The sequence below is a fragment of the Rathayibacter sp. AY1D1 genome, assembly GCF_002932635.1.
Taxonomy (GTDB): Bacteria; Actinomycetota; Actinomycetes; order Actinomycetales; family Microbacteriaceae; genus Rathayibacter.
On the sequence record NZ_PSVY01000002.1, the window covers coordinates 115,687 to 138,257 of the forward strand.

Sequence of the window (22,571 nt, forward strand, 5' to 3'; positions counted from 1 at the left end):
CCTCCGAGGGTAGTCGGCGGGCGGGGCGGTCCGCGGCGCGCGGCGCGGAGTCAGGCGGAGGAGGAGCGGCGCGCGATCGTCACGCGCGTCGAGTACGGCATCGCGACGGTCCCGCTCCCGCCCGACTCCTCGTCCACCACGGCGTCGACCGCCGCGAGGACCGCGGCGCGCTCCTCGTCGGGCATCGCGATGACGGAGCTGCGGGACGCGAACATGTCCCGCACCCCGGCTCGGTCCAGCTCGAAGGACCACTCGAAGGCCGCGAACGCCACCCGCTCGAGAGCGGAGCCGAGCGGCGGCCGGAGTGTCTCGAAGCGCTCGGCGGTGGAGGCTCCGGCGACCTCGCCGAGCCGGCGCACCCAGGGGACCGACTCGTCGCGGATGTTCCACACCAGCGCGAGCACGCCCTCCGGCACCAGGACGCGGGCGACTTCGGCTCCCGCGCGCTCGGCGTCGACCCAGTGCCACGACTGCGCGGCGGTGACGAGCTCCGCGGAGGAGTCCGCGGCGGGGATCGCCTCGGCCGTCCCCTCCTCGGGGCGGACCCCCGGCAGATTCGAGGCGAGCCGCGCGAGCATCTCCGCGTCGGGCTCGACCGCGGTCACGGCGAGGCCGCGGGACGCGAGCGACGCGGTGAACTTGCCCGTTCCCGCGCCGAGGTCCACCGCGCGCAGCCGATCGGAGGCGTCGGCTCCCGCCGCGCGGGCCCGCTCCGGGATGAAGGCGCCCGCCACTGGCGCGGGGGCGTGCCCCACGATCCAGTCGACGGCGTCGTCGGGGTAGCCGGGCCGCCCGCGGTCGTAGGCGTCGACCGCGCTGCCGAAGGAGCGTCCGAGGCCGCTCATCGCTTCTCCGCCGCTCGCGCGAGCACGTCCACCGCGTAGCCGTAGCCGGCGATCCCCGCGCCGACGATCACGGCGATCGCGACGTCCGAGAGGTAGGAGTGCTGCCGGAACGGCTCGCGCCGGTGCACGTTGCTCACGTGGACCTCGACCATCGGCAGCTCGGTCGCGAGGACGGCGTCGCGGATCGCGATCGACGTGTGCGTGTACGCCCCGGCGTTGAGCACCACTCCCGAGACGGAGCCGCGAGCCGCGTGCAGCCGGTCGACGATCGCGCCCTCCGAGCTGCTCTGGAAGGTCTCGACCGTGAAGCCGTGCCGCTCGGCCGCCTCCGCCGCCAGCGCCTCGGCGTCGACGAGGGTGTCCGAGCCGTAGAGCTCGGGCTCGCGGGTGCCGAGCAGGTTCAGGTTCGGGCCGTTGAGGACGAGGATCGGCAGCTTCACGCTCCGACCCTAGCGCCGGCCGTCCCCGCGAGCGGGAGCGGCGGCAGCGCCGCGCGCAGGAGGATCAGCTCGCGCGCATGGGCGTCCAGACGCCGGTCCTCCTCGGTCCGCGGCTCGAGAGGCGGGACCGGCTCGGCCGCCCCGTCGGAGCCCCGCACCACGAAGACGCTCCGGCACTGCGTGGTCAGCTCCAGCTCGCCGGTCCGCGGGTCCCCGGAGCGCACGTGCACCGCCAGGTGCATGCTCCGGGCGCTCGTGTGGATGAGGCGCGCCTCCACCTCGACGAGATGCCCGATGCGCACCGGACGGTAGAAGTGGATCCCCCCGGAGTAGACGGCCACAGAGTCGCGGCCGGTCCAGCGCTGCGCGACCGCGTCGGCCGCCTCGTCGATCCAGCGCATCACGATCCCGCCGTGGGCGTTGCCGCCCCAGTTGACGTCTCCCGGTGCCGCGAGGAAGCGGAACACGATCCGCGGACCGGTGCCCTCCTCGGTGTACTCCTGGGCGCGCATCACGTCGTGCAGCCTCCGGCGGCCCTCGATGCGCGCGGCGGCGCCCTCGGCGAGGGACAGGTCCTCGATCGAGCGGGGCCGCCACTCCGGGACCGACCGCGGCCTCTTCTCGTCGTCGACGGCCACGAACACGAGGAGGCAGTGCGTGGCGTCCTCGTAGAGGCCGGTCCGCGGATCCGCCTGCGCGACCTGCACCAGCACGTGCATGCTCGTGCGCCCGGTGTGGATGACGCGGGCGGTCGCCTCGATCAGGTTGCCGACCGAGATGGGCCGGGTGAAGTGGACGTTGCCGACGTACGCCGTCACGCAGTAGCCGCCGCTCCAGCCCACGGCGCAGGCGTAGCCGGCCTTGTCGATCCACTCGAGGACGCGGCCGGCCTGGGCGCTGCGGCCGTCGGCGGTGGCGTCCTGCGGGGCGGCGAGGAAGCGGAGCGTGATGCGGTCGGTCATGGTGCCCGTCGACGTGGGAGCGGAAGGGGGGAGTGGACCCGCGGGGGTGCGAGGAAAGGGGGATGATCCGCCCGCGGGCCACAGGGGTGTCCGGCAGGAGCCGGCTCGGTCAGGGGGATCAGGCCGCCAGCGGCAGCTTCTCGGCGAGGAGCCGGAGCCGCAGGGCCTGGAGCTCGGCGGTCAGCTCGGGCGGCAGCCGGTCGCCGAACCGCGTGAAGAACTCCTCCGTGAGCGCGCACTCCTCCAGCCACGCCTCCACCGGGACGGAGAACAGCTCCTCCTTCTGGGCCGCGGAGAGCCGGAGCCCGTGCGTGTCGATCGCGACCGGCAGGTCGCCGAGGGGGCTCCGCCGCGCCTCCGCCAGCCCCTCCAAGCGGCGGACGAGCCACTGCAGCACCCGCGCGTTCTCGCCGAAGCCGGGCCAGAGGAACTCGCCGTCCGCGTCCTTCCGGAACCAGTTGACCTGGAACACCGCCGGCGCCGCATCGCCGAGCTCAGCGCCGATCGCGAGCCAGTGCGCGAAGTAGTCGGCCATGTTGTAGCCGCAGAAGGGGAGCATCGCGAACGGATCGCGGCGCAGCTCCCCGACCGTGCCCTCCGCGGCCGCGGTCTTCTCGGAGGCGACGGTCGCACCCAGGAAGACGCCGTGCTGCCACGAGGTGGCCTGCGTGACCAGCGGGACGTTGCTCGCCCGTCGGCCACCGAAGACGATCGCGTCCAGCGGCACGCCCTCGTGGGCGTCCCAGTCGGCGGAGAGCGACGGGCACTGCGCGGCCGGCGCGGTGAAGCGGGAGTTGGGGTGCGCGGCGGGCGTGCCGGACGCCGGCGTCCACGGCTGCCCGCGCCAGTCGGTCAGCCGCTCCGGGACCTCGTCGGTCAGGCCCTCCCACCACACGTCGCCGTCCTCGCGGAGCGCGACGTTGGTGAAGATCGTGTTGCCCCAGAGCGTCTGCACGGCGTTCGGGTTCGAGGTCTCCCCGGTGCCGGGAGCGACGCCGAAGAAGCCCGTCTCGGGGTTCATCGCCCAGAGGCGTCCATCCTCCCCGCGGCGCATCCAGGTGATGTCGTCGCCCAGCGTCTCGACCCGCCAGCCGGGGATCGCGGGCTGCATCATCGCGAGGTTGGTCTTGCCGCACGCGCTCGGGAAGGCGGCGGCGACGTGGTAGCGCCGTCCCTCGGGCGAGACGATGCGGATCAGCAGCATGTGCTCGGCGAGCCAGCCCTCCTCGCGCCCCATCGCCGAGGCGATGCGCAGGGCGAAGCACTTCTTCGCCAGCAGGGCGTTGCCGCCGTAGCCGGAGCCGTACGAGACGATCTCGCGCGTCTCCGGGAACTGGGTGATGTACTTCACGGGGCTGCACGGCCAGGCGACGTCCTCGCGGGTGACGCCGTCCGCGTCGCGGAGGGGCAGCCCCACGGTGTGCACGCCGCGGACGAACGGGGTCTCCTCGGTGAAGGCGGCCAGCGGCTCGGAGCCCACGCGCGCCATGATCCGCAGGTTCAGCACCGCGTAGGCCGAGTCGGTGACCTGGACGCCCAGCTGCGAGAGCGGACCGCCGACGGGCCCCATCGAGAACGGGACGACGTACATCGTCCGTCCGCGCATCGCTCCGTCGAGGAGGGGAGCGAGCTCGGCCCTCATCGCGGCGGGCTCGCGCCAGTTGTTGGTCGGTCCCGCGTCGGCCTCGTCGGTCGTGCAGATGAAGGTGCGGTCCTCGACCCGGGCGACGTCGTCCGGGTCGGTGCGGGCCAGGAACGAGCCGGGCCGCCACTCCGGATTGAGCGGGAGGAGCGTGCCGGAGGCGACGAGCCGCTCGGTGAGGCGGTACCACTCCGCGGGGGAGCCGTCGCTCCACTCGATCGCGTCGGGCTGGAGGATCGCGGCGGTCTCGCGCACCCAGCGGCGGAGGGCGAGGGGCGCCGGCGGCACGACGGGCGCGGGGACGGACGTCGGCGCGGTCATGGTGCTCGGCTCGAGTCGGACGGTGTTGCTGTAGATGCTCATGCTGGCTCCGCTTTCGGTGGTCGTCGTCGACGGGGGTGGGGAGTCGCCGGCCGCAGCCGGGAAGAGGCCGGCCGGGCCGGGAGGGGCGCTCAGTGGCGCCTGAAGCCAGGATGGAGGAGGATCGGGAGGTATTCCCGGCGCTCAGGCGGTCAAGAAACCGCCTTTTTGCGCTTCCGTCACAACCGATCGCTGGAGCTCGCCGTGACCGATCCCTCGACGCCCGCCCCGGGCTCCGACGCCGTGCTGCTCGGGCAGCGCCTGCGCCACTTCCGCACCCGGCGCGGACTGACCCTCGGGCAGCTCGCCGAGCGCGTCGACGTGTCGGGGAGCCAGCTCTCGCTGATCGAGACGGGGCGCCGCGAGCCGCGCCTCTCCCTCCTGCAGCGCCTCGCGGCCGCGCTCGGCGTCGAGCTGGCGGCGCTGCTCTCGGACGAGCCGCCGAGCGAGCGGGCCGCGCTCGAGATCGAGCTGGCGCGCGTGCAGAAGGGGTCGCTGTACCGCTCGCTCGGCCTGCCCGAGTTCAAGGTCAACAAGGGGCTGAGCACGCCCGTGCTGGAGGCGTTCCTCGGCGTCTACCGCGAGCTCGCCCGTCGCCGGAGCGAGGCGAGTGCCACACCGGAGGAGGCGCGCCGGGCCAACACCGCCCAGCGGCTCCAGCTGCGCGAGCGCAGCTCCTACCTGCCCGAGATCGAGGAGGTGGCGGGCGAGATGCTCCGGACCGTCGGGCACCGCGGAGGAGCACTGACCCACAGCTCCGTCTCGAAGATGGCCCGGCACCTCGGCTTCGAGATCATCCACGTCGGCGACCTGCCGCACTCCGCCCGCTCGGTGATCGACCTCGCGAACGGCAGGATCTACCTCCCGCCCGCCTCGATCCCCGGGGGGCACGGCCTGCGGGCGCTGGCGCTGCAGGCGATGGCGCACCGCCTCCTCGGGCACGAGCGGCCGGTGACCTACGCCGACTTCCTCCGCCAGCGCCTCGAGATCAACTACTTCGCCGCCGCGTGCCTGATGCCGCTGGAGCCGGCGGTCGCGTTCCTCCAGGAGGCGAAGCGCGAGCGGGACATCTCGGTGGAGGACTTCCGCGACGGCTTCGGCGTCACCCACGAGGCCGCCGCCCTGCGCTTCACGAACCTGCTCACCTCGCACCTCGACATCCGGATGCACTTCCTGCGGGTGCTGGGAGACGGCTCGATCCAGAAGGCCTACGAGAACGACGGGCTGCCGCTGCCGACCGACGTCACCGGGGCCGTCGAGGGCCAGGTGGTCTGCCGCTACTGGTCGGCGCGCTCCGCGTTCACCCGGACCAACCGGACGACGGAGTACTACCAGTACGTCGACACCCCGGCGGGGACCTTCTGGTCGGCGTCGCAGACCGGCACGACCGCCACCGAGGAGTTCTCGATCACCGTGGGCGTCCCGTTCGCCGAGGCCCGTTTCTTCCGAGGCCGCGACACCGACCGCCGCGAGCTCTCCCGCTGCCCCGACGAGTCCTGCTGCCGACGCGCCCCGTCGGAGCTCGCCGCGCGCTGGGACGGCAACGCCTGGCCGAGCGCGCGCCTGCACGCGCACGTGCTCGCGCCGCTCCCGTCGGGGACCTTCCCGGGCATCGACGACGCCGAGGTCTACGAGTTCCTCGACGCGCACGCCCGCGAGTCCTGACCGCTCCCGCGAGACGCCGCTCCGGTGCGCCTGTGTCGGCGTGCCGCGTACCCGAGTGGCGTCCCGCGGAGGGGGCGGGAGGCGTCAGTCCGAGATGAGGGCGCGGGCCGTTCCCTCGTCGAGGATGAGGTCGGTGATGAGGCCGGCCGCCAGGGCGCCGCGCAGGCCCGGCAGCTTCGAGGCGCCCGAGACAACGCAGATCCGGCGCGACGCGCGGCGCACGGTGGAGAGGTCCGGACCGCTTGCACGTTCGTTCATGGGGATGTCGTCCCAGCTGCCGTCGGACCGGTAGAACACCGTCGCGACGTCGCCGACGACCCCGGAGCCGCTGAGCGAGGTGAAGTCGCTCGGCTCCAGGTAGCCGCCGATGTAGACCTTCGAGGGGACCGCCGCGAACGGCGACCCGAGCCCGAACAGCGCCACGTCCATCCTCTGCTGCAGCTCCAGGACCCGTCGGGTGGAGCGCTCGCGCCACACCGCCTGCTTGGTGGTCGGGTCGTCGAAGAACGCCGGCACCGGGAACTGCTGGACCTTCGCCGCGTAGGCGTCACCGAAGCGGCGGAGGATCTCGCTCGAGTAGTTGATGCCCGTGGTCTCGGTGTTGCCGGCGCCGTTCAGCTGCACGATCTGCGTGTTGTGCGTCTCCTTGGCGATCAGGTGGCGGCTGATCGCGCTCATCGTGGAGCCCCAGGCGATGCCGACGATCATGTTCGAGTCGATGAACTGCCCGAGGATCCTCGCTGCGGACAGGGCGACCCGCTCGAGCCGGTCGATCTCGCTGGTGTGGTCCGGCACCGGCACGATGTGCGCCGTGATGTCGAAGTGGGACCGCACCTCGGCCGAGAGGGCGCTCGCCCGGTCGAGGGGGGAGCGGATCTGGATGTCGACCAGGCCTGTCGCGCGGGCGTGCGAGAGCAGGCGCGAGACGGAGGAGCGCGACGTGTGCAGCTCGTGCGCGATCGCGTCCATCGTCAGATCCTGCATGTAGTACAGCTGGGCCGCACGCAGCGCGTCCCGCGTCTTGTCGGGATGGGTCGCGTGGGTCGTCTCGTCGAGTTCGACGACCGGTCTCACCGGGGTCATAGCACTCCCTGCACGGATTTCCACCCGTCTTGACCGGATGTGTTGTCGGGTCAAGGATGGCTGTATTCCTCCGCGAAATCAATCGGTCATCTCCCCGGTGCACGCTGGTGCGGAGGCCTCGACGACACCCCTACGACACGAAGGCGAGTACGAAGTGGCACAGTCCGACGGAACTCCCGGAAACTCCGCTCTGCGCGAGAGCGTCGCTGCTCTCCGCGACAACCCCCGCGCCACGGTCCTGGTCATCGGCGGTGGCATCAACGGCATCGGGACCTTCCGCGAGCTCGCGCTCAACGGCGTCGACGTCGCCCTCGTCGAGCGCGGCGACTACGTCTCCGGTGCCTCGAGCGCCTCGAGCCACATGATCCACGGCGGCATCCGCTACCTCGAGAACGGCGAGTTCCGACTCGTCAACGAGGGCGTGCACGAGCGCAACGGCCTGCTGAAGATCGCTCCCCATTACGTGAAGCCGCTGCAGACGACGATCCCGATCTACTCGACGTTCTCGGGCATCCTCGCGGCTCCGCTGCGCTTCCTGACCCACAAGTCGGGCAAGCCGCAGGAGCGCGGTGCGCTGCTGATCAAGGTCGGCCTCACGATGTACGACTTCTTCTCCCGCGACGGCGGCACGGTCCCGCGCCACCAGTTCCACGGGCGCAAGCGCTCGCTGAACGAGCTCCCCAAGCTCGACCCGAAGATCAAGTACACCGCCACCTACTTCGACGCCTCCGTGCACGAGCCCGAGCGCCTCGCGCTCGACGTGCTCCACGACGCGCTGATCGGCGGCAGGAAGGCCCGCGCGGCCAACTACGTCGAGGCCGTCGGCGCCGACGAGAAGGGCGTCGTCCTCCGCGACCGCGAGTCCGGCGAGGAGTTCACCTTCGCGGCGGACGTCGTCGTCAACGTCTCCGGACCGTGGACCGACTTCACCAACACGGCCCTCGGCACGTCCACGAAATTCATGGGCGGCACCAAGGGCTCGCACATCGTGCTCGACAACCCCGAGCTGGTCGAGGCCTGCGAGGGTCGCGAGATGTTCTTCGAGCACAGCGACGGACGCATCGTCCTCATCTACCCGCTCAAGGGCCGCGTGATGGTCGGCACGACCGACATCGACGCCGACCCCACGAAGCCGGCGGTGTGCACGGAGGAGGAGATCGACTACTTCTTCGAGCTCGTCAACCACGTCTTCCCGGCCATCCGCGTGGACCGTTCGCAGATCGTCTTCAAGTTCTCCGGCATCCGCCCGCTGCCCCGCCACGACGACGAGGCCCCGGGCTTCGTCTCCCGCGACTACCGCATCGAGCCCTCGACGCTCCCCGGCAACGGCTCGCCCGTGCTCAGCCTGGTCGGCGGCAAGTGGACGACGTTCCGCGCCCTGTCGGAGCACCTCTCGAACGAGGTCTTCAAGCGGATCGGCGTGACCCGTCGCGTCTCCACCGTGAAGACCCCCATCGGAGGCGGCAAGGGCTTCCCGCGCACCGACGCGTCCCGCGCGCAGTGGATCAGCCAGCACCGCTCCGGGCTCTCCTCGGCCCGCACGGGCCAGCTGCTCGAGCGCTACGGCACCCGCGCGCAGGAGGTCATCGAGGCCCTGGCCGACGGACACGACGAGGCGCTCGACTTCGACAAGGACTTCACCACCGGTGAGATCCGCTACCTCGCCCAGCGCGAGAGCGTGGTGCACCTCATCGACCTGGTGATGCGCCGCACCAACCACGCCTTCACGGGCGGCCTGAGCCGCGAGCTCCTCGAGGAGCTCGCCGAGCACACGGGCGCCGTGCTGGGCTGGGACGACGCCGCCCGCGCGTCGGAGGTCGACGCGACCATCGCGCACCTCAAGGAGTACAACGGCGTCGACGTCGGGGGCACCTCGGTGCAGACCCCGACGGCCGTGCCCGCCTCCTGATCGGCGATCAGGCGCGGATCGACGGAAGCCCCGGACCGAGGACCACCTCGACCGGGGCTTCCGTCGTGACAACGCACAAACGTGCACGCGCCGTTCCTTGTCGCTAGGACAGGGCGCCGATAACTTCACACCGTCGGGCATCGAAGCCCGCCGCGGACGCATATGCGCGTCCGTCTTACGAAAAGGAAAAGGTCAACGTGGACAATCTCGGAGTGGTCTTCCTCGCCGAAGTCGTGGGAACGGCCATGCTCGTGCTCCTCGGCTGCGGTGTCGTCGCCAACGTCGCGCTCGTGAAGAGCAAGGGTCTCAACGGCGGAACCCTCATGGTCAACATCGGCTGGGGCTTCGCGGTCTTCGCCGGTGTGATCGTCTCGTACAACTCGGGGGCGCACCTCAACCCCGCGGTCACCCTGGGCCTCGTCGCGAGCGGAGCGACCGAGTTCGGATCCGGCGTGCCCGTCAACATCGTCTCGATCCTCGTCTACATCCTCGCCCAGATGATCGGTGCGATCCTCGGTGCCGTCTTCTGCTGGCTCGCCTACAAGCAGCACTTCGACGAGGAGCCCGACGCGGCGAACAAGCTCGGCGTCTTCTCGACCGGCCCGGCGATCCGCTCGTACGGCTGGAACTTCGTCACCGAGGTCATCGGCACCTTCGTCCTCGTCTTCGTCGTCATCGGCTTCGGCGGCGGACGTCAGGGCGACGGCGGTCTGGCCGCGCTCGGCGCGCTGCCCGTCGCCATCCTGGTGATCGCGATCGGCGCCTCCCTCGGCGGCCCGACCGGCTACGCCATCAACCCCGCCCGCGACCTCGGCCCCCGCATCGCGCACGCTCTCCTGCCGATCAAGGGCAAGGGCTCGAGCGACTGGAGCTACGCCTGGGTGCCCGTCGCCGGCCCGATCGTCGGTGGAGTGCTCGCGGGCCTCGCCTCGCTCGTGCTGCTCCCGGTCCTCTAGACCGCCGCGCTTCCTTTCACCCCCGTTACGAAGGAGTAATCATTCATGGCTGACTACGTCATCGCTATCGACCAGGGGACCACGTCGTCCCGCGCGATCATCTTCGACAAGAAGGGATCGATCGTCTCCACCGGCCAGAAGGAGCACGAGCAGATCTTCCCGCGCGCCGGCTGGGTCGAGCACGACCCGATCGAGATCTGGAACAACGTCCGCGAGGTGATCGGCCAGGCTCTCTCCCGCGCCGACCTGACCCGCCACGACATCGCCTCCGTCGGCATCACCAACCAGCGCGAGACCGCTGTCGTCTGGGACAGGACGACCGGCAAGCCCGTCTACAACGCCATCGTCTGGCAGGACACCCGCACCCAGTCGATCGTCGACCGCCTCGCCGGCGACGAGGGCGCGGACCGCTTCAAGTCGATCGTGGGCCTCCCGCTCGCGACCTACTTCTCCGGCACCAAGATCGTCTGGATCCTCGAGAACGTCGAGGGTGCTCGCGAGAAGGCCGAGGCGGGCGACCTGATCTTCGGCACGACGGACACCTGGGTCCTCTGGAACCTGACCGGCGGCATCGACGGCGGCGTCCACAAGACCGACGTCACCAACGCCTCCCGCACCCTGTTCCTCGACCTCGAGACCCTCGAGTGGCGCGACGACATCCTCGAGGCCTTCGGGGTCCCGAAGTCGATGCTCCCCGAGGTCTGCTCCTCCTCCGAGGTCTACGGCCACGTCGAGTCCTCGTCGCTGCTGCGCGAGGTCCCGATCGCCGGCATCCTCGGCGACCAGCAGGCCGCGACCTTCGGCCAGGCGGCGTTCGACCCGGGCGAGGCGAAGAACACCTACGGCACCGGCAACTTCCTGATCTTCAACACGGGCACCGAGATCGTCCACTCGAAGAACGGTCTGCTCACCACCATCGGCTACAAGCTCGGCGACGGCGAGGTGCACTACGCGCTCGAGGGCTCGATCGCGGTCTCCGGCTCGCTGATCCAGTGGCTGCGCGACAACCTGGGCCTCATCGGCTCGGCCCCCGAGGTCGAGGCGCTGGCCGCCACGGTCGAGGACAACGGAGGCGCGTACTTCGTCCCCGCCTTCTCTGGTCTGTTCGCCCCCTACTGGCGCTCCGACGCCCGCGGAGCCCTCGTCGGCCTCACCCGCTACGTCAACAAGGGCCACATCGCCCGCGCCGCGCTCGAGGCGACCGCCTTCCAGACCCGCGAGGTCCTGGACGCGGTCAACGCCGACTCCGGCGTCCCCCTGCAGGAGCTCAAGGTCGACGGCGGCATGATCGCCAACAACCTGCTCATGCAGTTCCAGGCCGACATCCTCGGCGTCCCGGTCGTCCGACCGGTCGTCGCGGAGACCACTGCGCTCGGAGCGGCCTACGCAGCCGGACTCGCGGTCGGCTTCTGGGAGAACCTCGACGACCTGCGCCAGAACTGGCAGGAGGACTCGCGCTGGACCCCGCAGATGGACCAGGACGAGGCCGCCCGCCAGTACCGCCTCTGGAAGAAGGCCGTCACCAAGACCTTCGACTGGATCGACGAGGACGTGCAGTAGCCTCCTCCGCGGCAGTCCCTGCCTGCCGCGGCGCGGTCGGCTCATCGAGGTGGTCGCGTCTCGGGGAGCGGGTCGCGTCCGGCTAGGGGACGACGCTGACACGCGTCCTCCCCGTTCGCCTTGCGCAACGAGCGGATGGCGTGAGTCCGTTCACGTGAAGCGCCCTGTCCGACCCTCGGGTCGGGTGGGGCGCTTCGTCGTTCCGACGACGGCGCAACGAGTATCGCAACGGGGTGGTTCGGGGACACCCATGCTGGTCGAGTCTTCGCCGCAGCCGGCTCATCGAGACCCGGCAATTCGGACCTGCATGCTGGTCGCGTAGTCGCTGCAGGCGGCTTATCGAGACCCGGACCGGGCGGGGCCTCAGTCCGCCGACAGCCCGAGCTGCGCGTCCAGCTCGTCCAGGGAGCCGATCCGGCGCACGCCCAGCTCGACCGCCTCGGGCGGCAGCTCGCGGCCGTGCTCGGGACCGCCGACGCGGTCGAGCCAGACGCCGCGCAGGCCCGCAGCGGCCGCTCCGACGGCGTCGGTGCCGAGCCGGTCGCCGACGTAGAGGGCCTCCTCCGGAGAGACCCCGAACCGCTCGCAGGCGATCGCGAAGATCCGCGCGTCCGGCTTGGCGACGCCGACGTCGCCGGAGGCGATCACGTGCTCGAAGCGACCGGAGAGGCCCGTGCCCTCGATCTTCCCCCGCTGGAAGTCGAGCACGCCGTTGGTGATGACGCCGAGGCGGACTCCGGCGGCGTCGAGCCGGTCGAGGACGGGCAGCGCGTCGTCGTGGAGGGTCCAGGCGGCGACGTAGTGCTCGAGGTACCCGCGGAACCAGGAGCTCGCCTCCTCGGGAGTCAGCCCGACTCCGGCCTCCGCGGCGAAGTCCGTGGCGCGCGCCCGGCGCTGGCCCTCGTAGTCGAGCTCGCCCGCGAGGTAGCGGTGGTAGTGCTCCTCCTCGAGCAGGTGCCAGCGGCGCTGCACGTCGGCCGGCTCGCCGGCGTAGGCGGCGCCGAGCGAGGCGGCGTACGCGACGATCCCCTCCCGCACAGCGCGGGCATGGGCGAAGAGGGTGTCGTCGAGGTCGAAGAGCGCGAGCCGCAGCACGGCCGCCTCAGCGGACGCGGCGGAGGAGGCCGACGGAGTCGTAGACGGCGGCGAGCGTGCGCTCCGCGGTCTCGGACGCGCGGTCGGCGGCGAGGGAGAGGACCCGGTCGAGCTCGGCCGGGTCGGCGAGCAGCTCCGCGGTCCGCGCTCGGATCGGGTCGAAGGTGGCGGCGACCACCTCGACGAGGCCCTTCTTGAGGTCCCCGTAGCCGCGGCCCGCGTACTCCTGCTCCAGCGACTCGACGGAGCGGTCGGCGAGGACCGAGTAGATCGTCAGCAGGTTCGAGACGCCGGGCTTCGCCGCCCGGTCGAAGCGCACCTCCGACTCGGTGTCCGTCACGGCGCGCATGATCTTCTTCGCGGTCGCCTTCGGCTCGTCGAGCACGCTGAGCAGGCCCGCATCCGACTCCGCCGACTTCGACATCTTGGCGCCCGGGTTCTGCAGGTCGAAGATCTTCGCGGTCTCGCGCACGATGTGGGGCTCCGGCACGGCGAAGGTCTCGCCGAAGCGCGAGTTGAAGCGCGCGGCGAGATCGCGGGTGAGCTCCAGGTGCTGGCGCTGGTCCTCGCCGACCGGCACCGCGTCCGTCTGGTACAGCAGGATGTCGGCCGCCATCAGGATCGGGTAGGTGAACAGGCCCACCGAGGCGGCCTCAGCGCCCTGCTTCGCCGACTTGTCCTTGAACTGCGTCATCCGGCTGGCCTCGCCGAAGCCGGTCAGGGTGTTGAGGACCCAGGCGAGCTCGGCGTGAGCGGGTACGTGGGACTGGATGAAGAGGGTCGAGCGCGTGGGGTCGATGCCCGCGGCGATGTACTGCGCGGCGGTCGCGCGGGTGCGCTCGCGGAGCTGCTGCGGGTCCTGCGGGACCGTGATCGCGTGCAGGTCGACGACGCAGAAGTAGGCGTCGAAGTCCTCCTGCATCGCGACCCACTGGGTCAGCGCGCCGATGTAGTTGCCGAGGTGCAGCGACCCGGAGGAGGGCTGCATGCCGGAGAAGATGACGGGCTTGGCGCCCGGGGTGCTGGGAGTCATGGGTGGCCTCGAGGGGTCGGTTCGCGGGGGAGAGGGTCAGAGCTCGTAGTCGACGACCACGGGGGAGTGGTCGGACCAGCGGGTGTCGTAGGAGGCGGCGCGGTCGACCTCGTAGCTGCGGGCGAGGTCGGCGAGCGCGGGCGTGGCGAGCTGGTAGTCGAGGCGCCAGCCGGTGTCGGTGTCGAAGGCCTGGCCGCGCTGCGACCACCACGTGTACGGTCCGGGCACCTCGCCCGCGAACCGGCGGCCGAGGTCGACCCAGCCCAGTCCGGCACCGGCGTTGTAGTCCGGGTCGCCCTCGGCGCCGACGAAGCGGTCGACGTAGGCGCGCTCCTCCGGGAGGAAGCCTGCCTTCTTGACGTTGCCCTTCCAGTTCTTGATGTCGAGCGTGCGGTGGCCGACGTTGAGGTCGCCCATCACCACGGCGAGCTCGCTGTGCGCCCGGATCTCGGGCAGGCGCGCTTCCATCGCGTCGAGGAAGCGGTACTTCTCGACCTGCTTGGGGGTGCCGACCTCGCCGGAGTGGACGTAGGTGGAGACGACGGTGAGCGAGCGGCCGCCGACCTCGTAGTCGGCCTCGAGCCAGCGTCCGGCCGAGTCGAGGTCGTCGGCGCCGAAGGTCACGCGGTGGATCGTGGCGCGCCTGCGCGAGGCGAGAGCGACTCCGGCGCGCCCCTTGGCGGTCGCCTCGTCGTGCAGCACGTCCCACTCGTCCCCGAGGAGCCCCGTGAGGTCGTCCGTGGAGGCGCGGACCTCCTGCAGGGCCAGGACGTCGACGTCGCGAGCGGCGAGCCAGTCGCCCATCCCCTTGCGGTAGGCGGCGCGGACGCCGTTCACGTTGACGGAGGCGATGCGGAGGGTGCTGCGAGTCACCGGAGCAGTCTATTCGGAGCCGCGGAGCGGGCCGCCCGGCCGCGCTCGCACCCCGGAACGCGGAAGCCGGCGGCCGCCTCGCGCCACTCCCTCGGAGAGGGGGAGGAGCGCGGAGGCGACCGCCGGCGGGACCGCTCAGGACGGTCGGTCGGAGGGGATCAGGCGGGGACGGCCTGCGCGGTGGCGGGCTCGGGCACCTCGGCGACCACCGGGGCGCGCTTGATGCTCTTCGCGATGATCACGCAGACGGCCGTGACGACCATGCCCACCAGGATGGCGACCAGGTAGAGGATCGGCTGCCCGACGAGACCAGTGACCCAGACGCCGCCGTGCGGGGCGCGGAGGGTGGAGCCGAAGAGCGCGACGAGCGCACCCGTGACGGCCGAGCCGACCATGGCGGACGGGATCACGCGCAGCGGGTCGACCGCGGCGAACGGGATGGCCCCCTCCGAGATGAAGGACGCGCCCAGCAGGTAGGCGGCCTTGCCGTTCTGGCGCTCGGCGTCGGTGAACAGGCGCTTGCGGAGCGTCGTGGCCAGGGCCAGACCCAGCGGCGGGGTCATGCCGGCGGCCATGACGATCGCCATCACCTTGAACTGCACGGAGTTCGGGTCGCCGTCGGCGGGGACGGAGGCGAGGCCGGTGGTCGCGAAGGCGTAGGCCACCTTGTTGACCGGACCGCCCATGTCGAACGCCATCATGAGGCCGAGGATGATCCCCAGGATGATCAGGTTGCCGCCCGAGAGGCCCGAGAGCCAGGACGACAGGCCCTCGCTCAGTGCGCGGAGCGGCGCTCCGAGCACCACGAACATCAGGAAGCCGGTGATGAAGGTGGCGATCAGGGGGATGATCACGACGGGCATCAGCGACTTGAACGCCGCGGGGAGCTTGATCCGCGAGATGTAGAGGGCCGCGTAGCCGGCGATGAAGCCGGAGGCGAGGCCGCCCAGGAAGCCCGCGCCGACGGTGACCGCGACCGCGCCGCCGAGGAAGCCCGGCGCGATGCCGGGACGATCGGCGATGCCGAAGGCGATGAAGCCCGAGAGCACCGGCACCAGGAAGGCGAAGGTCGCGCTTCCGATGAGGAACATCACTCCGGCCCAGTCGGTGATGTTCGCCACGTTGAAGCCGTCGTCGATGATCTGCTGGGCCGTGAAGTCGACGATCCGGTAGCCGCCGAACAGGAACGACAGCGCGATCAGCAGACCGCCCGCCGCGACGAACGGGATCATGTAGGAGACGCCGGTCATCAGGTTCTGGCGGATGCGTGTTCCGACGCCGACCTTCTTCGGCGCGGCGGGGGCCGCGGCCGGAGTCGAGCGGGCGGGGGCGGACGCGGCGGAGCCGGAGCCGCGGAGGGCCAGAGCGCGGTCGAGGACCTCGTCCGGCTTGGACAGGGCCTCGGCGACGCCCACCTGGAGGATCGGCTTGCCGGCGAAGCGGTCCTTGCCGCGGACCTCGAGGTCGGCGGCGAGGATGACGACGTCCGCGGCGGCGATGTCGGCCGCGGTCATCTCGTCCGAGCCGGCCGCGCCCTGGGTCTCGACGTGGATCGGGTAGCCGCGCTTCTTCGCGGCCTGCTCGAGCGCCTCCGCCGCCATGTACGTGTGGGCGATGCCCGCGATGCAGCTGGTCACGGCGACGAAGCGCGGGCCGGAGGCGGGGCTCGCGGCGGGCGCGTCCTGCACCTTCGCGACGGCGCGGTCGATGACGTCGGCCGCCTTCGCGAGCGCCTCCGACGTGCCCACCTCGAGGGTGGGCTTCCCGGCGAAGCGCTCCTTGCCGCGGACCTCGAGGTCGGCGGCGAGGATCACGACGTCGGCGTCGGCGATGGTCCGGTCCGACATGGGATCGGAGCCCGCGGCGCCCTGGGTCTCGACCTGGATCTCGTACCCCTTCTTCTTCGCGGCCTGCTCGAGGGCCTCGGCCGCCATGTAGGTGTGCGCGATGCCGGCGATGCAGCTCGTGACGGCGACGATCCTCATGAGACGACGACCTCTCGGGCGATGATGTCCGCGACCTCCTGGCCGCTGGCGGCGGCGCGGAGGGAACCGGTGAAGGACTCGTGGATCAGCTTGCGGGCGAGCTGGGCGAGGATCTTGAGGTGCGCCTGGTCGGCGCCGTCCGGAGCCGCGATCAGGAAGATCAGGTCGGCCGGGCCGTCGGGGGCGCCGAAGTCGACGCCCTGCTTCGCGATGCCGACCGCCACGCTGGGCGAGACGACGTGGGAGGAGCGGGCGTGGGGGATCCCGATGCCGCCGGGCATGCCGGTCGCCATCTGCGACTCGCGGTCGCGGACGTCGGCGAGGAAGCCGTCGAGGTCGGTGACGCGGCCGGCGTCGGCGAGCGTCTTCGCGAGCTGCGCGGTGGCCTCGTCCTTCGTGGCGGCGGTGAGGTCGACGATGACCGTCGACGCCTCGGTGAGAGCAGTCATGCGCTCAGTTCTCCAATCGGGAGGGTGGGGTCGGGGTTCTCGACGACGGAGACGTCGTCGAGGCGGAGGGAGTCGGGACCCGGGGCTTCGCTGCCCGGGAGCTGGACGGCGGCGGTACCCCACGCGACTGCTGTCGCGAGGCGCTCCGCCTCCGTGGCGTCGACGGCCGAGAGGTAGCCGGCGAGCGTGCTGTCGCCGGCGCCGACGGTGCTGAGAGGCACGACGGCGGGGGCGCCCGCCCACCACGACGCGTGCGCCGTGACGAGGAGGGCGCCGTGCTCTCCGAGGCTGACGAGCGCTCGCGCGTCGGGCAGCTGCAGGAGTTCACGGGCTCCGGCGACGACGTCTCCGACCGTCGTCAGGGAGCGGCCGAGGAGCTCTTCGAGCTCCTCGAGGTTGGGCTTCACCAGGGTGGCGGTGCCGGCCGCGATGATCGCGGTCAGGGGGGCTCCCGAGGTGTCGACGGCGAGGGGGACGCCGAAGTGCAGGGCGAGGCGGCCGAGCGCGGGGTAGAAGTCCGCTCCCAGTCCCGGGGGGACGCTGCCGCAGGCGACGAGCCAGCGGGGCGAGGCCGAGACGTGCTCGCCGATCAGCTCGGAGAGGGCGTGGGCCTCCTCCTCCGTGACGGCGGGGCCGGGCTCGTTGATCTTGGTGGTGCGGCCCGTCTTGTCGTCGACCACGGTGATGTTGGTGCGGATCGGGTGGGCGATCGCCGCACTGGCCGAGCGGACTCCGGCGACCCGGAGCATGGTGGACAGGTCGAGGCCGGTGGAGGCGTCGGCCGGGTAGACCGCGGTCGCCTCGACGCCGTTGCGGGCGAGGGCACGGGCGACGTTGACGCCCTTGCCGGCCGGGTCGCGCCGCACGTCGTGCGCGCGGTTGACCTCGCCGACGGCGAAGCCGCTCGTGGAGAGGGTGACGTCGATGCTCGGGTTGGCGGTGACGGTGACGATCATGCGCGGACGACCTCCGGGCCGGCCGACTCGATGTCGTCGGCGAGCTCGTCGTCGACATCGGCGTCGGTGATGACGGTGTCGACCGCGGACAGCGGAGCGACGTGCCCGAAGTCCTGCCGGCCGAACTTCGAGTGGTCGGCGAGGACCACGACCCGGCGCGCGGAGGCGATGATCGCGGACTTGACGACGGCCTCGTCGAGATCGGGGGTGGTGAGCCCGCGCTCGAGGCTGAGGCCGTTCGTGCCGATGAAGGCGACGTCCACCGAGACCGTGGAGAGGGCCTGGGCGGCCCACGGCCCGACGGCGGCCTGCGTGACTCCGCGCAGGTGCCCGCCGATGAGGTGGAGGTCGATGTTGGGCCGGCCGACGAGCGCCATCGCGACGGGGAGGGAGTGGGTGACGACCGTCAGCCGGCGGTCCAGGGGGAGCAGCTCCGCCAGCCGCACCGTGGTGGTGCCGGCGTCGATGGCGATCGAGCCGCCGTCGGGCACCTCGGCGAGGGCCGCGGTGGCGATGCGGTCCTTCTCGCCGGCGAGGTGTCCCTCGCGGGCGGCGACCTCGGGCTCGATGCCCAGCCGCTCGACGGGGATGGCGCCGCCGTGCGCACGGCGCAGCAGGCCCCGCTTCTCGAGGCTGGTGAGATCGCGGCGGATCGTCTCCGGCGTCACGGCGAGGGAGAGGGCGAGGTCGCGGACCTCGACGCGCCCGTCGGTGCGGGCGCGGTCCAGGATCGCCTGGTGCCGCTCCGGTGCGTACATGTGGACTCCGTCGTCTCGCCGTGGGTGGTGCGCCGGATCCGCGGTGTCGTTGCCGACCTCGGATCTGCGTTTACCTCTTTTTAGACCCGTTCGGGAGGGAAGTCAACAGAAACGGACAGACTCGGCAGGCGGAATCGGGCCCGGCGACGCCGGGAAGACCGGGAAGCGGACCGCCGGGTCAGGCGGCGAGCTGCTCGAGCTCCTCCTCGAGCTGCGCGAGCTGGCGCTCCAGGCGCCGTCGTTTCAGGAGGGACGCCTCCGGCAGCGCGGCGCGAAGCCGCTCGCGCTCGGCCTCGGCGAGGGTGCGGCGGGCGGTGCGCAGCTGCTCCTCCCGCTCCTTCTCGCGCTCCTCCGGCGTGAGCTTGCGCGCCGAGATCCCGGCGTCGCTCATCCCGACGGAGATCCACGACGCGGCGATCAGGATCACCTGGCAGACGAGGTTGAACCAGATCAGCAGACCGATGAGGACCGCGAACGAGGCGAGCAGCGGATTGCGGGAGGCACCGCCCAGCAGCTGCGTCCCGAGGACCTTGAGCGCGCCGAGAGCGATCCCGCCGAGCAGAGAGCCCGCCCAGAGGTTCTTCCAGGGGATCGAGATGCCCGAGAGGATGCGGAAGGAGCCGGCGAGCGTGCCCGTGTCCAGGGCGAGCATGATCAGCAGGCCGACCGCGCTGCCGGCGAGACGGGCCGGCATCGACTCGCTGCCGATCCCGAGGAAGCCGAACGCCACGTCCACCAGCGAGGTCGAGAACACGGAGAGACCCGCCGAGACCAGCAGCACAGCCCCGAAGACCAGGGCGAGCCCCGCGTCCTTGAGCTTGAGCACGACGAAGAGGGTCGTGGGTCCGGGGAGCGAGAAGAGCAGCCGGACCGCCTGGCGCAGGCTCCCCAGGAAGTTCAGCGCCGTCCAGAGCAGGCCGGCGGCCGCGATCGCACCCGTCCAGCCGAGGATCGACGAGTCGAGCAGGTCGTCGACCGACACGAGGGCGTTCTTCCCGCCGATCAGGCCGGGGACGGAGCGGGTCACCAGGTCGAGGAGGGAGTCGCGCAGCACCGAGTCGTCGCGCACCCAGAAGCCGAAGACGGCGAAGAAGACGAAGAGCGCCGCGAAGACCGCGAACAGGGCCTGGAAGGCGAGTCCGGAGGCGAAGAGGGGCCCGCCGGTCTCGGAGTAGTGGAGCATCACCCGCACCGGCCGCGTCCGCATGACCCGCTCGAACAGGCCCGGGATCCCGCGGGGAGTGTCGGGCGCCTCGGTCATTCCTCCAGCGTACTGAGGCCTCGCGGCGCTCCCGTGCACGCGCCCGCCTGCACGCAGGAACGCGTCCGGCCCGCGGGATCCGAGGATCCCGGCGGGCCGGACGCGTTCGCAAGGGGGAGGATCAGGCGCGGCCGCGGATGACGGCCTGCTTCACCTCGGCGATCGCCTGCGTGATCTGGATGCCGCGCGGGCACGCCTCCGTGCAGTTGAAGGTCGTGCGGCAGCGCCACACGCCCTCCTTGTCGTTGAGGATGTCCAGGCGCGCTCCACCGGCGTCGTCGCGCGAGTCGAAGATGAAGCGGTGGGCGTTCACGATCGCCGCGGGGCCGAAGTACTGCCCGTCGGTCCAGAACACGGGGCAGGACGACGTGCACGCGGCGCAGAGGATGCACTTCGTGGTGTCGTCGAAGCGGGCGCGGTCGGCGACCGACTGCACGCGCTCCTTGCCCTTGGGTGCCGGGGTGTTGGCGACCAGGAACGGCTGAACCTCGCGGTAGGAGGCGAAGAACGGCTCCATGTCGACGACGAGGTCCTTCTCGAGGGGCAGGCCCTTGATCGCCTCGATGTAGATCGGCTGCGAGATGTCGAGATCCTTGATCAGCGTCTTGCAGGCCAGGCGGTTGCGGCCGTTGATCCGCATCGCGTCGGATCCGCAGATGCCGTGCGCGCACGAGCGGCGGAAGGTCAGCGATCCGTCCTGGTCCCACTTGATGCGGTGCAGGGCGTCGAGGACGCGGTCGGTCGAGTACATCTCGACGTCGAAGTCCTGCCAGCGCGGCTCGGCGTCCACCTCGGGGTCGAAACGGCGGATGATGAACGTGACGGTGAACGCCTCCGGGGCCGCGGGGGCGGCGGGCGGCTGCTCGAGGGTAGCGGTCGACATGGCTAGTACTTCCTCTCCATCGGCTGGTACCGGGTGATCACGACGGGCTTCCAGTCGAGCCGGATGTGGTCACCGGCGTCGGAGGAGTGGGCGTCACCGGAGAGGTACGCCATCGTGTGCTGCATGTAGTTCTCGTCGTCGCGCTTCGGGAAGTCGTCGCGCATGTGGCCGCCGCGGCTCTCCTTGCGGTTGCGCGCCGAGTAGACGACGACCTCGGCGAGGTCGAGCAGGAAGCCCAGCTCGACGGCCTCGAGGAGGTCGGTGTTGAAGCGCTTGCCCTTGTCCTGCACCGAGATGTTGCGGAACCGGTCGCGCAGGCGCTGGATGGTCCCGGTGACGGCCTCGAGGGACTCGTCGGTGCGGAACACCTGAGCGTTCTTGTCCATCTCGTCCTGCAGCTCCTTGCGGATCGAGGCGATCCGCTCGGTGCCGGTCGCGGAGCGGAGCGAGGCGAGCATGTCGCGGATCGCTCCGGCCGGGTCGGCGGGCAGGGGGGTGAAGTCGACCGTCTTGGCGTAGTCGGCGGCGTTGTTGCCGCTGCGCTTGCCGAAGACGTTGATGTCGAGGAGGGAGTTGGTGCCGAGGCGGTTGGAGCCGTGCACCGAGACGCACGCGCACTCGCCGGCGGCGTAGAGGCCCGGGACGACGGTCGTGTTGTCCGAGAGCACCTCGGCCTTGACGTTGGTCGGGATGCCGCCCATCGCGTAGTGCGCGGTCGGCATGACGGGGACCGGCTCGACGACGGGGTCGACGCCCAGGTAGGTGCGGGCGAACTCGGTTATGTCGGGGAGCTTGGTCTCGAGGACCTCGGCGCCCAGGTGGGTGCAGTCCAGCAGCACGTAGTCCTTGTGCGGTCCGGCGCCGCGTCCCTCCGCCACCTCCTGGACCATGCAGCGGGCGACGATGTCGCGCGGCGCGAGGTCCTTGATGGTGGGGGCGTAGCGCTCCATGAAGCGCTCGCCCGAGGCGTTGCGGAGGATCGCACCCTCTCCTCGCGCTCCCTCGGTGAGGAGGATGCCGAGGCCGGCGAGGCCGGTCGGGTGGAACTGGAAGAACTCCATGTCCTCCAGGGGGAGGCCCTTGCGCCAGATGATGCCGACGCCGTCGCCGGTGAGGGTGTGCGCGTTGGAGGTGGTCTTGTAGATCTTGCCGAAGCCGCCGGTCGCGAAGATGATCGCCTTCGCCTGGAAGACGTGCAGCTCGCCCGTGGCCAGCTCGTAGGCGACGACGCCGGAGGGCTTGGCCACTCCGTCGACCTCGGTCATCACCAGGTCGAGGACGTAGAACTCGTTGTAGAAGTTGATGCCGAGCCGGACGCAGTTCTGGAACAGCGTCTGCAGGATCATGTGGCCGGTGCGGTCGGCCGCGTAGCAGGCCCGGCGGACGGGCGCCTTGCCGTGGTCGCGGGTGTGGCCGCCGAAGCGGCGCTGGTCGATCTTGCCCTCCTCGGTGCGGTTGAAGGGCAGGCCCATGTTCTCGAGGTCGATGACCGCGTCGATGGCCTCCTTCGCGAGGATCTCGGCCGCGTCCTGGTCGACGAGGTAGTCGCCGCCCTTGACGGTGTCGAAGGTGTGCCACTCCCAGCTGTCCTCCTCGACGTTCGCGAGGGCGGCGGCCATGCCGCCCTGCGCCGCTCCGGTGTGGGAGCGGGTCGGGTACAGCTTCGAGATCACGGCCGTCTTCGCCTTGGGGCCGGCCTCGATGGCCGCGCGCATCCCGGCACCGCCGGCGCCGACGATGACGACGTCGAACTGGTGGTAGTGGACGCCGTCGGGTCCGACGGTCTGCGCGAAGGCGCTCTGGTCGGCGCCGGTGTGGGAGTGGCCTGGTGTGCTCACGGGGTGGGTGCTCCGTCG

19 protein-coding genes are annotated in these 22,571 nt (G+C 71.2%); 4 read left to right on the forward strand and 15 right to left on the reverse strand.

The genetic code is table 11. The features are described from left to right. Positions 1-50: 50 nt before the first annotated feature. The 4 genes from C5C56_RS02270 to C5C56_RS02285 all read right to left on the reverse strand — a co-directional run bounded on the left by C5C56_RS02270 (position 51) and on the right by C5C56_RS02285 (position 4,210). Entirely contained in the window at positions 51-845 is a 795-nt protein-coding gene (locus C5C56_RS02270; RefSeq protein ID WP_104246701.1) for a class I SAM-dependent methyltransferase, read from the reverse strand. Beyond that, complete coding sequence (gene aroQ, locus C5C56_RS02275; protein WP_104226430.1) at positions 842-1,285, reverse strand: type II 3-dehydroquinate dehydratase; 444 nt, start codon at positions 1,283-1,285, stop codon at positions 842-844. The genes C5C56_RS02270 and aroQ overlap by 4 nt, the downstream gene beginning before the upstream one ends. Then, entirely contained in the window at positions 1,282-2,247 is a 966-nt protein-coding gene (locus tag C5C56_RS02280; RefSeq protein WP_104246700.1) for an acyl-CoA thioesterase, read from the reverse strand. The genes aroQ and C5C56_RS02280 overlap by 4 nt, the downstream gene beginning before the upstream one ends. A 118-nt stretch (positions 2,248-2,365) precedes the next feature. Beyond that, the gene (locus C5C56_RS02285; RefSeq protein WP_104319086.1) at positions 2,366-4,210 is read right to left on the reverse strand and encodes a phosphoenolpyruvate carboxykinase (GTP); all 1,845 of its coding nucleotides are present in this window, start codon (positions 4,208-4,210) and stop codon (positions 2,366-2,368) included. 243 nt (positions 4,211-4,453) lie between these two features. On the opposite strand from C5C56_RS02285, the gene C5C56_RS02290 reads away from it, so the two are divergent. Next, the gene (locus tag C5C56_RS02290; RefSeq protein ID WP_104223199.1) at positions 4,454-5,914 is read left to right on the forward strand and encodes a helix-turn-helix domain-containing protein; all 1,461 of its coding nucleotides are present in this window, start codon (positions 4,454-4,456) and stop codon (positions 5,912-5,914) included. A gap of 84 nt (positions 5,915-5,998) precedes the next feature. Here C5C56_RS02290 and C5C56_RS02295 read toward each other — a convergent pair whose 3' ends face one another. Then, positions 5,999-6,997, reverse strand: a complete 999-nt coding sequence (locus C5C56_RS02295; protein WP_104223198.1) for a sugar-binding transcriptional regulator — start codon at positions 6,995-6,997, stop codon at positions 5,999-6,001. Between the two features lie 154 nt (positions 6,998-7,151). Between C5C56_RS02295 and C5C56_RS02300 the strand changes: the two genes are divergently transcribed. From C5C56_RS02300 to glpK, 3 genes are all read left to right on the forward strand, one after another. Beyond that, positions 7,152-8,906, forward strand: a complete 1,755-nt coding sequence (locus C5C56_RS02300) for a glycerol-3-phosphate dehydrogenase/oxidase (RefSeq protein WP_258061232.1) — start codon at positions 7,152-7,154, stop codon at positions 8,904-8,906. A gap of 245 nt (positions 8,907-9,151) precedes the next feature. Beyond that, on the forward strand, positions 9,152-9,862 hold the full coding sequence (locus C5C56_RS02305) for an MIP/aquaporin family protein (protein WP_374952909.1): 711 nt from the start codon (positions 9,152-9,154) through the stop codon (positions 9,860-9,862). 45 nt (positions 9,863-9,907) lie between these two features. Then, entirely contained in the window at positions 9,908-11,422 is a 1,515-nt protein-coding gene (gene glpK / locus C5C56_RS02310; protein WP_104226427.1) for a glycerol kinase GlpK, read from the forward strand. 363 nt (positions 11,423-11,785) lie between these two features. Here the strand turns inward: glpK and C5C56_RS02315 are convergent, their stop codons facing one another. From C5C56_RS02315 to sdhA, 10 genes are all read right to left on the reverse strand, one after another. Then, the gene (locus tag C5C56_RS02315; RefSeq protein ID WP_104261093.1) at positions 11,786-12,517 is read right to left on the reverse strand and encodes an HAD family hydrolase; all 732 of its coding nucleotides are present in this window, start codon (positions 12,515-12,517) and stop codon (positions 11,786-11,788) included. 7 nt (positions 12,518-12,524) lie between these two features. Further along, positions 12,525-13,550 carry a tryptophan--tRNA ligase gene (trpS, locus tag C5C56_RS02320; protein ID WP_104246695.1) on the reverse strand — a complete coding sequence of 342 codons (1,026 nt, stop codon included), beginning with the start codon at positions 13,548-13,550 and terminating at the stop codon, positions 12,525-12,527. Between the two features lie 36 nt (positions 13,551-13,586). Continuing rightward, positions 13,587-14,423, reverse strand: a complete 837-nt coding sequence (locus tag C5C56_RS02325) for an exodeoxyribonuclease III (protein WP_104319050.1) — start codon at positions 14,421-14,423, stop codon at positions 13,587-13,589. A gap of 158 nt (positions 14,424-14,581) precedes the next feature. Beyond that, positions 14,582-16,408, reverse strand: coding sequence for a PTS fructose-like transporter subunit IIB (locus C5C56_RS02330; protein ID WP_104232839.1), 1,827 nt, complete (start codon positions 16,406-16,408; stop codon positions 14,582-14,584). Beyond that, on the reverse strand, positions 16,405-16,857 hold the full coding sequence (locus C5C56_RS02340) for a PTS sugar transporter subunit IIA (RefSeq protein ID WP_097166616.1): 453 nt from the start codon (positions 16,855-16,857) through the stop codon (positions 16,405-16,407). The genes C5C56_RS02330 and C5C56_RS02340 overlap by 4 nt, the downstream gene beginning before the upstream one ends. Further along, positions 16,854-17,813, reverse strand: a complete 960-nt coding sequence (locus C5C56_RS02345) for a 1-phosphofructokinase family hexose kinase (RefSeq protein ID WP_104246693.1) — start codon at positions 17,811-17,813, stop codon at positions 16,854-16,856. The genes C5C56_RS02340 and C5C56_RS02345 overlap by 4 nt, the downstream gene beginning before the upstream one ends. Continuing rightward, positions 17,810-18,571 carry a DeoR/GlpR family DNA-binding transcription regulator gene (locus C5C56_RS02350; RefSeq protein WP_104226423.1) on the reverse strand — a complete coding sequence of 254 codons (762 nt, stop codon included), beginning with the start codon at positions 18,569-18,571 and terminating at the stop codon, positions 17,810-17,812. Before C5C56_RS02350 ends, C5C56_RS02345 begins: the two co-directional genes overlap by 4 nt. Positions 18,572-18,749: 178 nt before the next feature. After that, complete coding sequence (locus tag C5C56_RS02355; RefSeq protein WP_104319051.1) at positions 18,750-19,832, reverse strand: YhjD/YihY/BrkB family envelope integrity protein; 1,083 nt, start codon at positions 19,830-19,832, stop codon at positions 18,750-18,752. 121 nt (positions 19,833-19,953) lie between these two features. Further along, positions 19,954-20,715 (reverse strand): succinate dehydrogenase iron-sulfur subunit, encoded by a 762-nt coding sequence (locus C5C56_RS02360; protein ID WP_068254543.1) that lies wholly within the window; start codon positions 20,713-20,715, stop codon positions 19,954-19,956. 2 nt (positions 20,716-20,717) lie between these two features. Continuing rightward, complete coding sequence (sdhA, locus tag C5C56_RS02365) at positions 20,718-22,454, reverse strand: succinate dehydrogenase flavoprotein subunit (RefSeq protein WP_104232891.1); 1,737 nt, start codon at positions 22,452-22,454, stop codon at positions 20,718-20,720. Positions 22,455-22,571 lie beyond the last annotated feature (117 nt).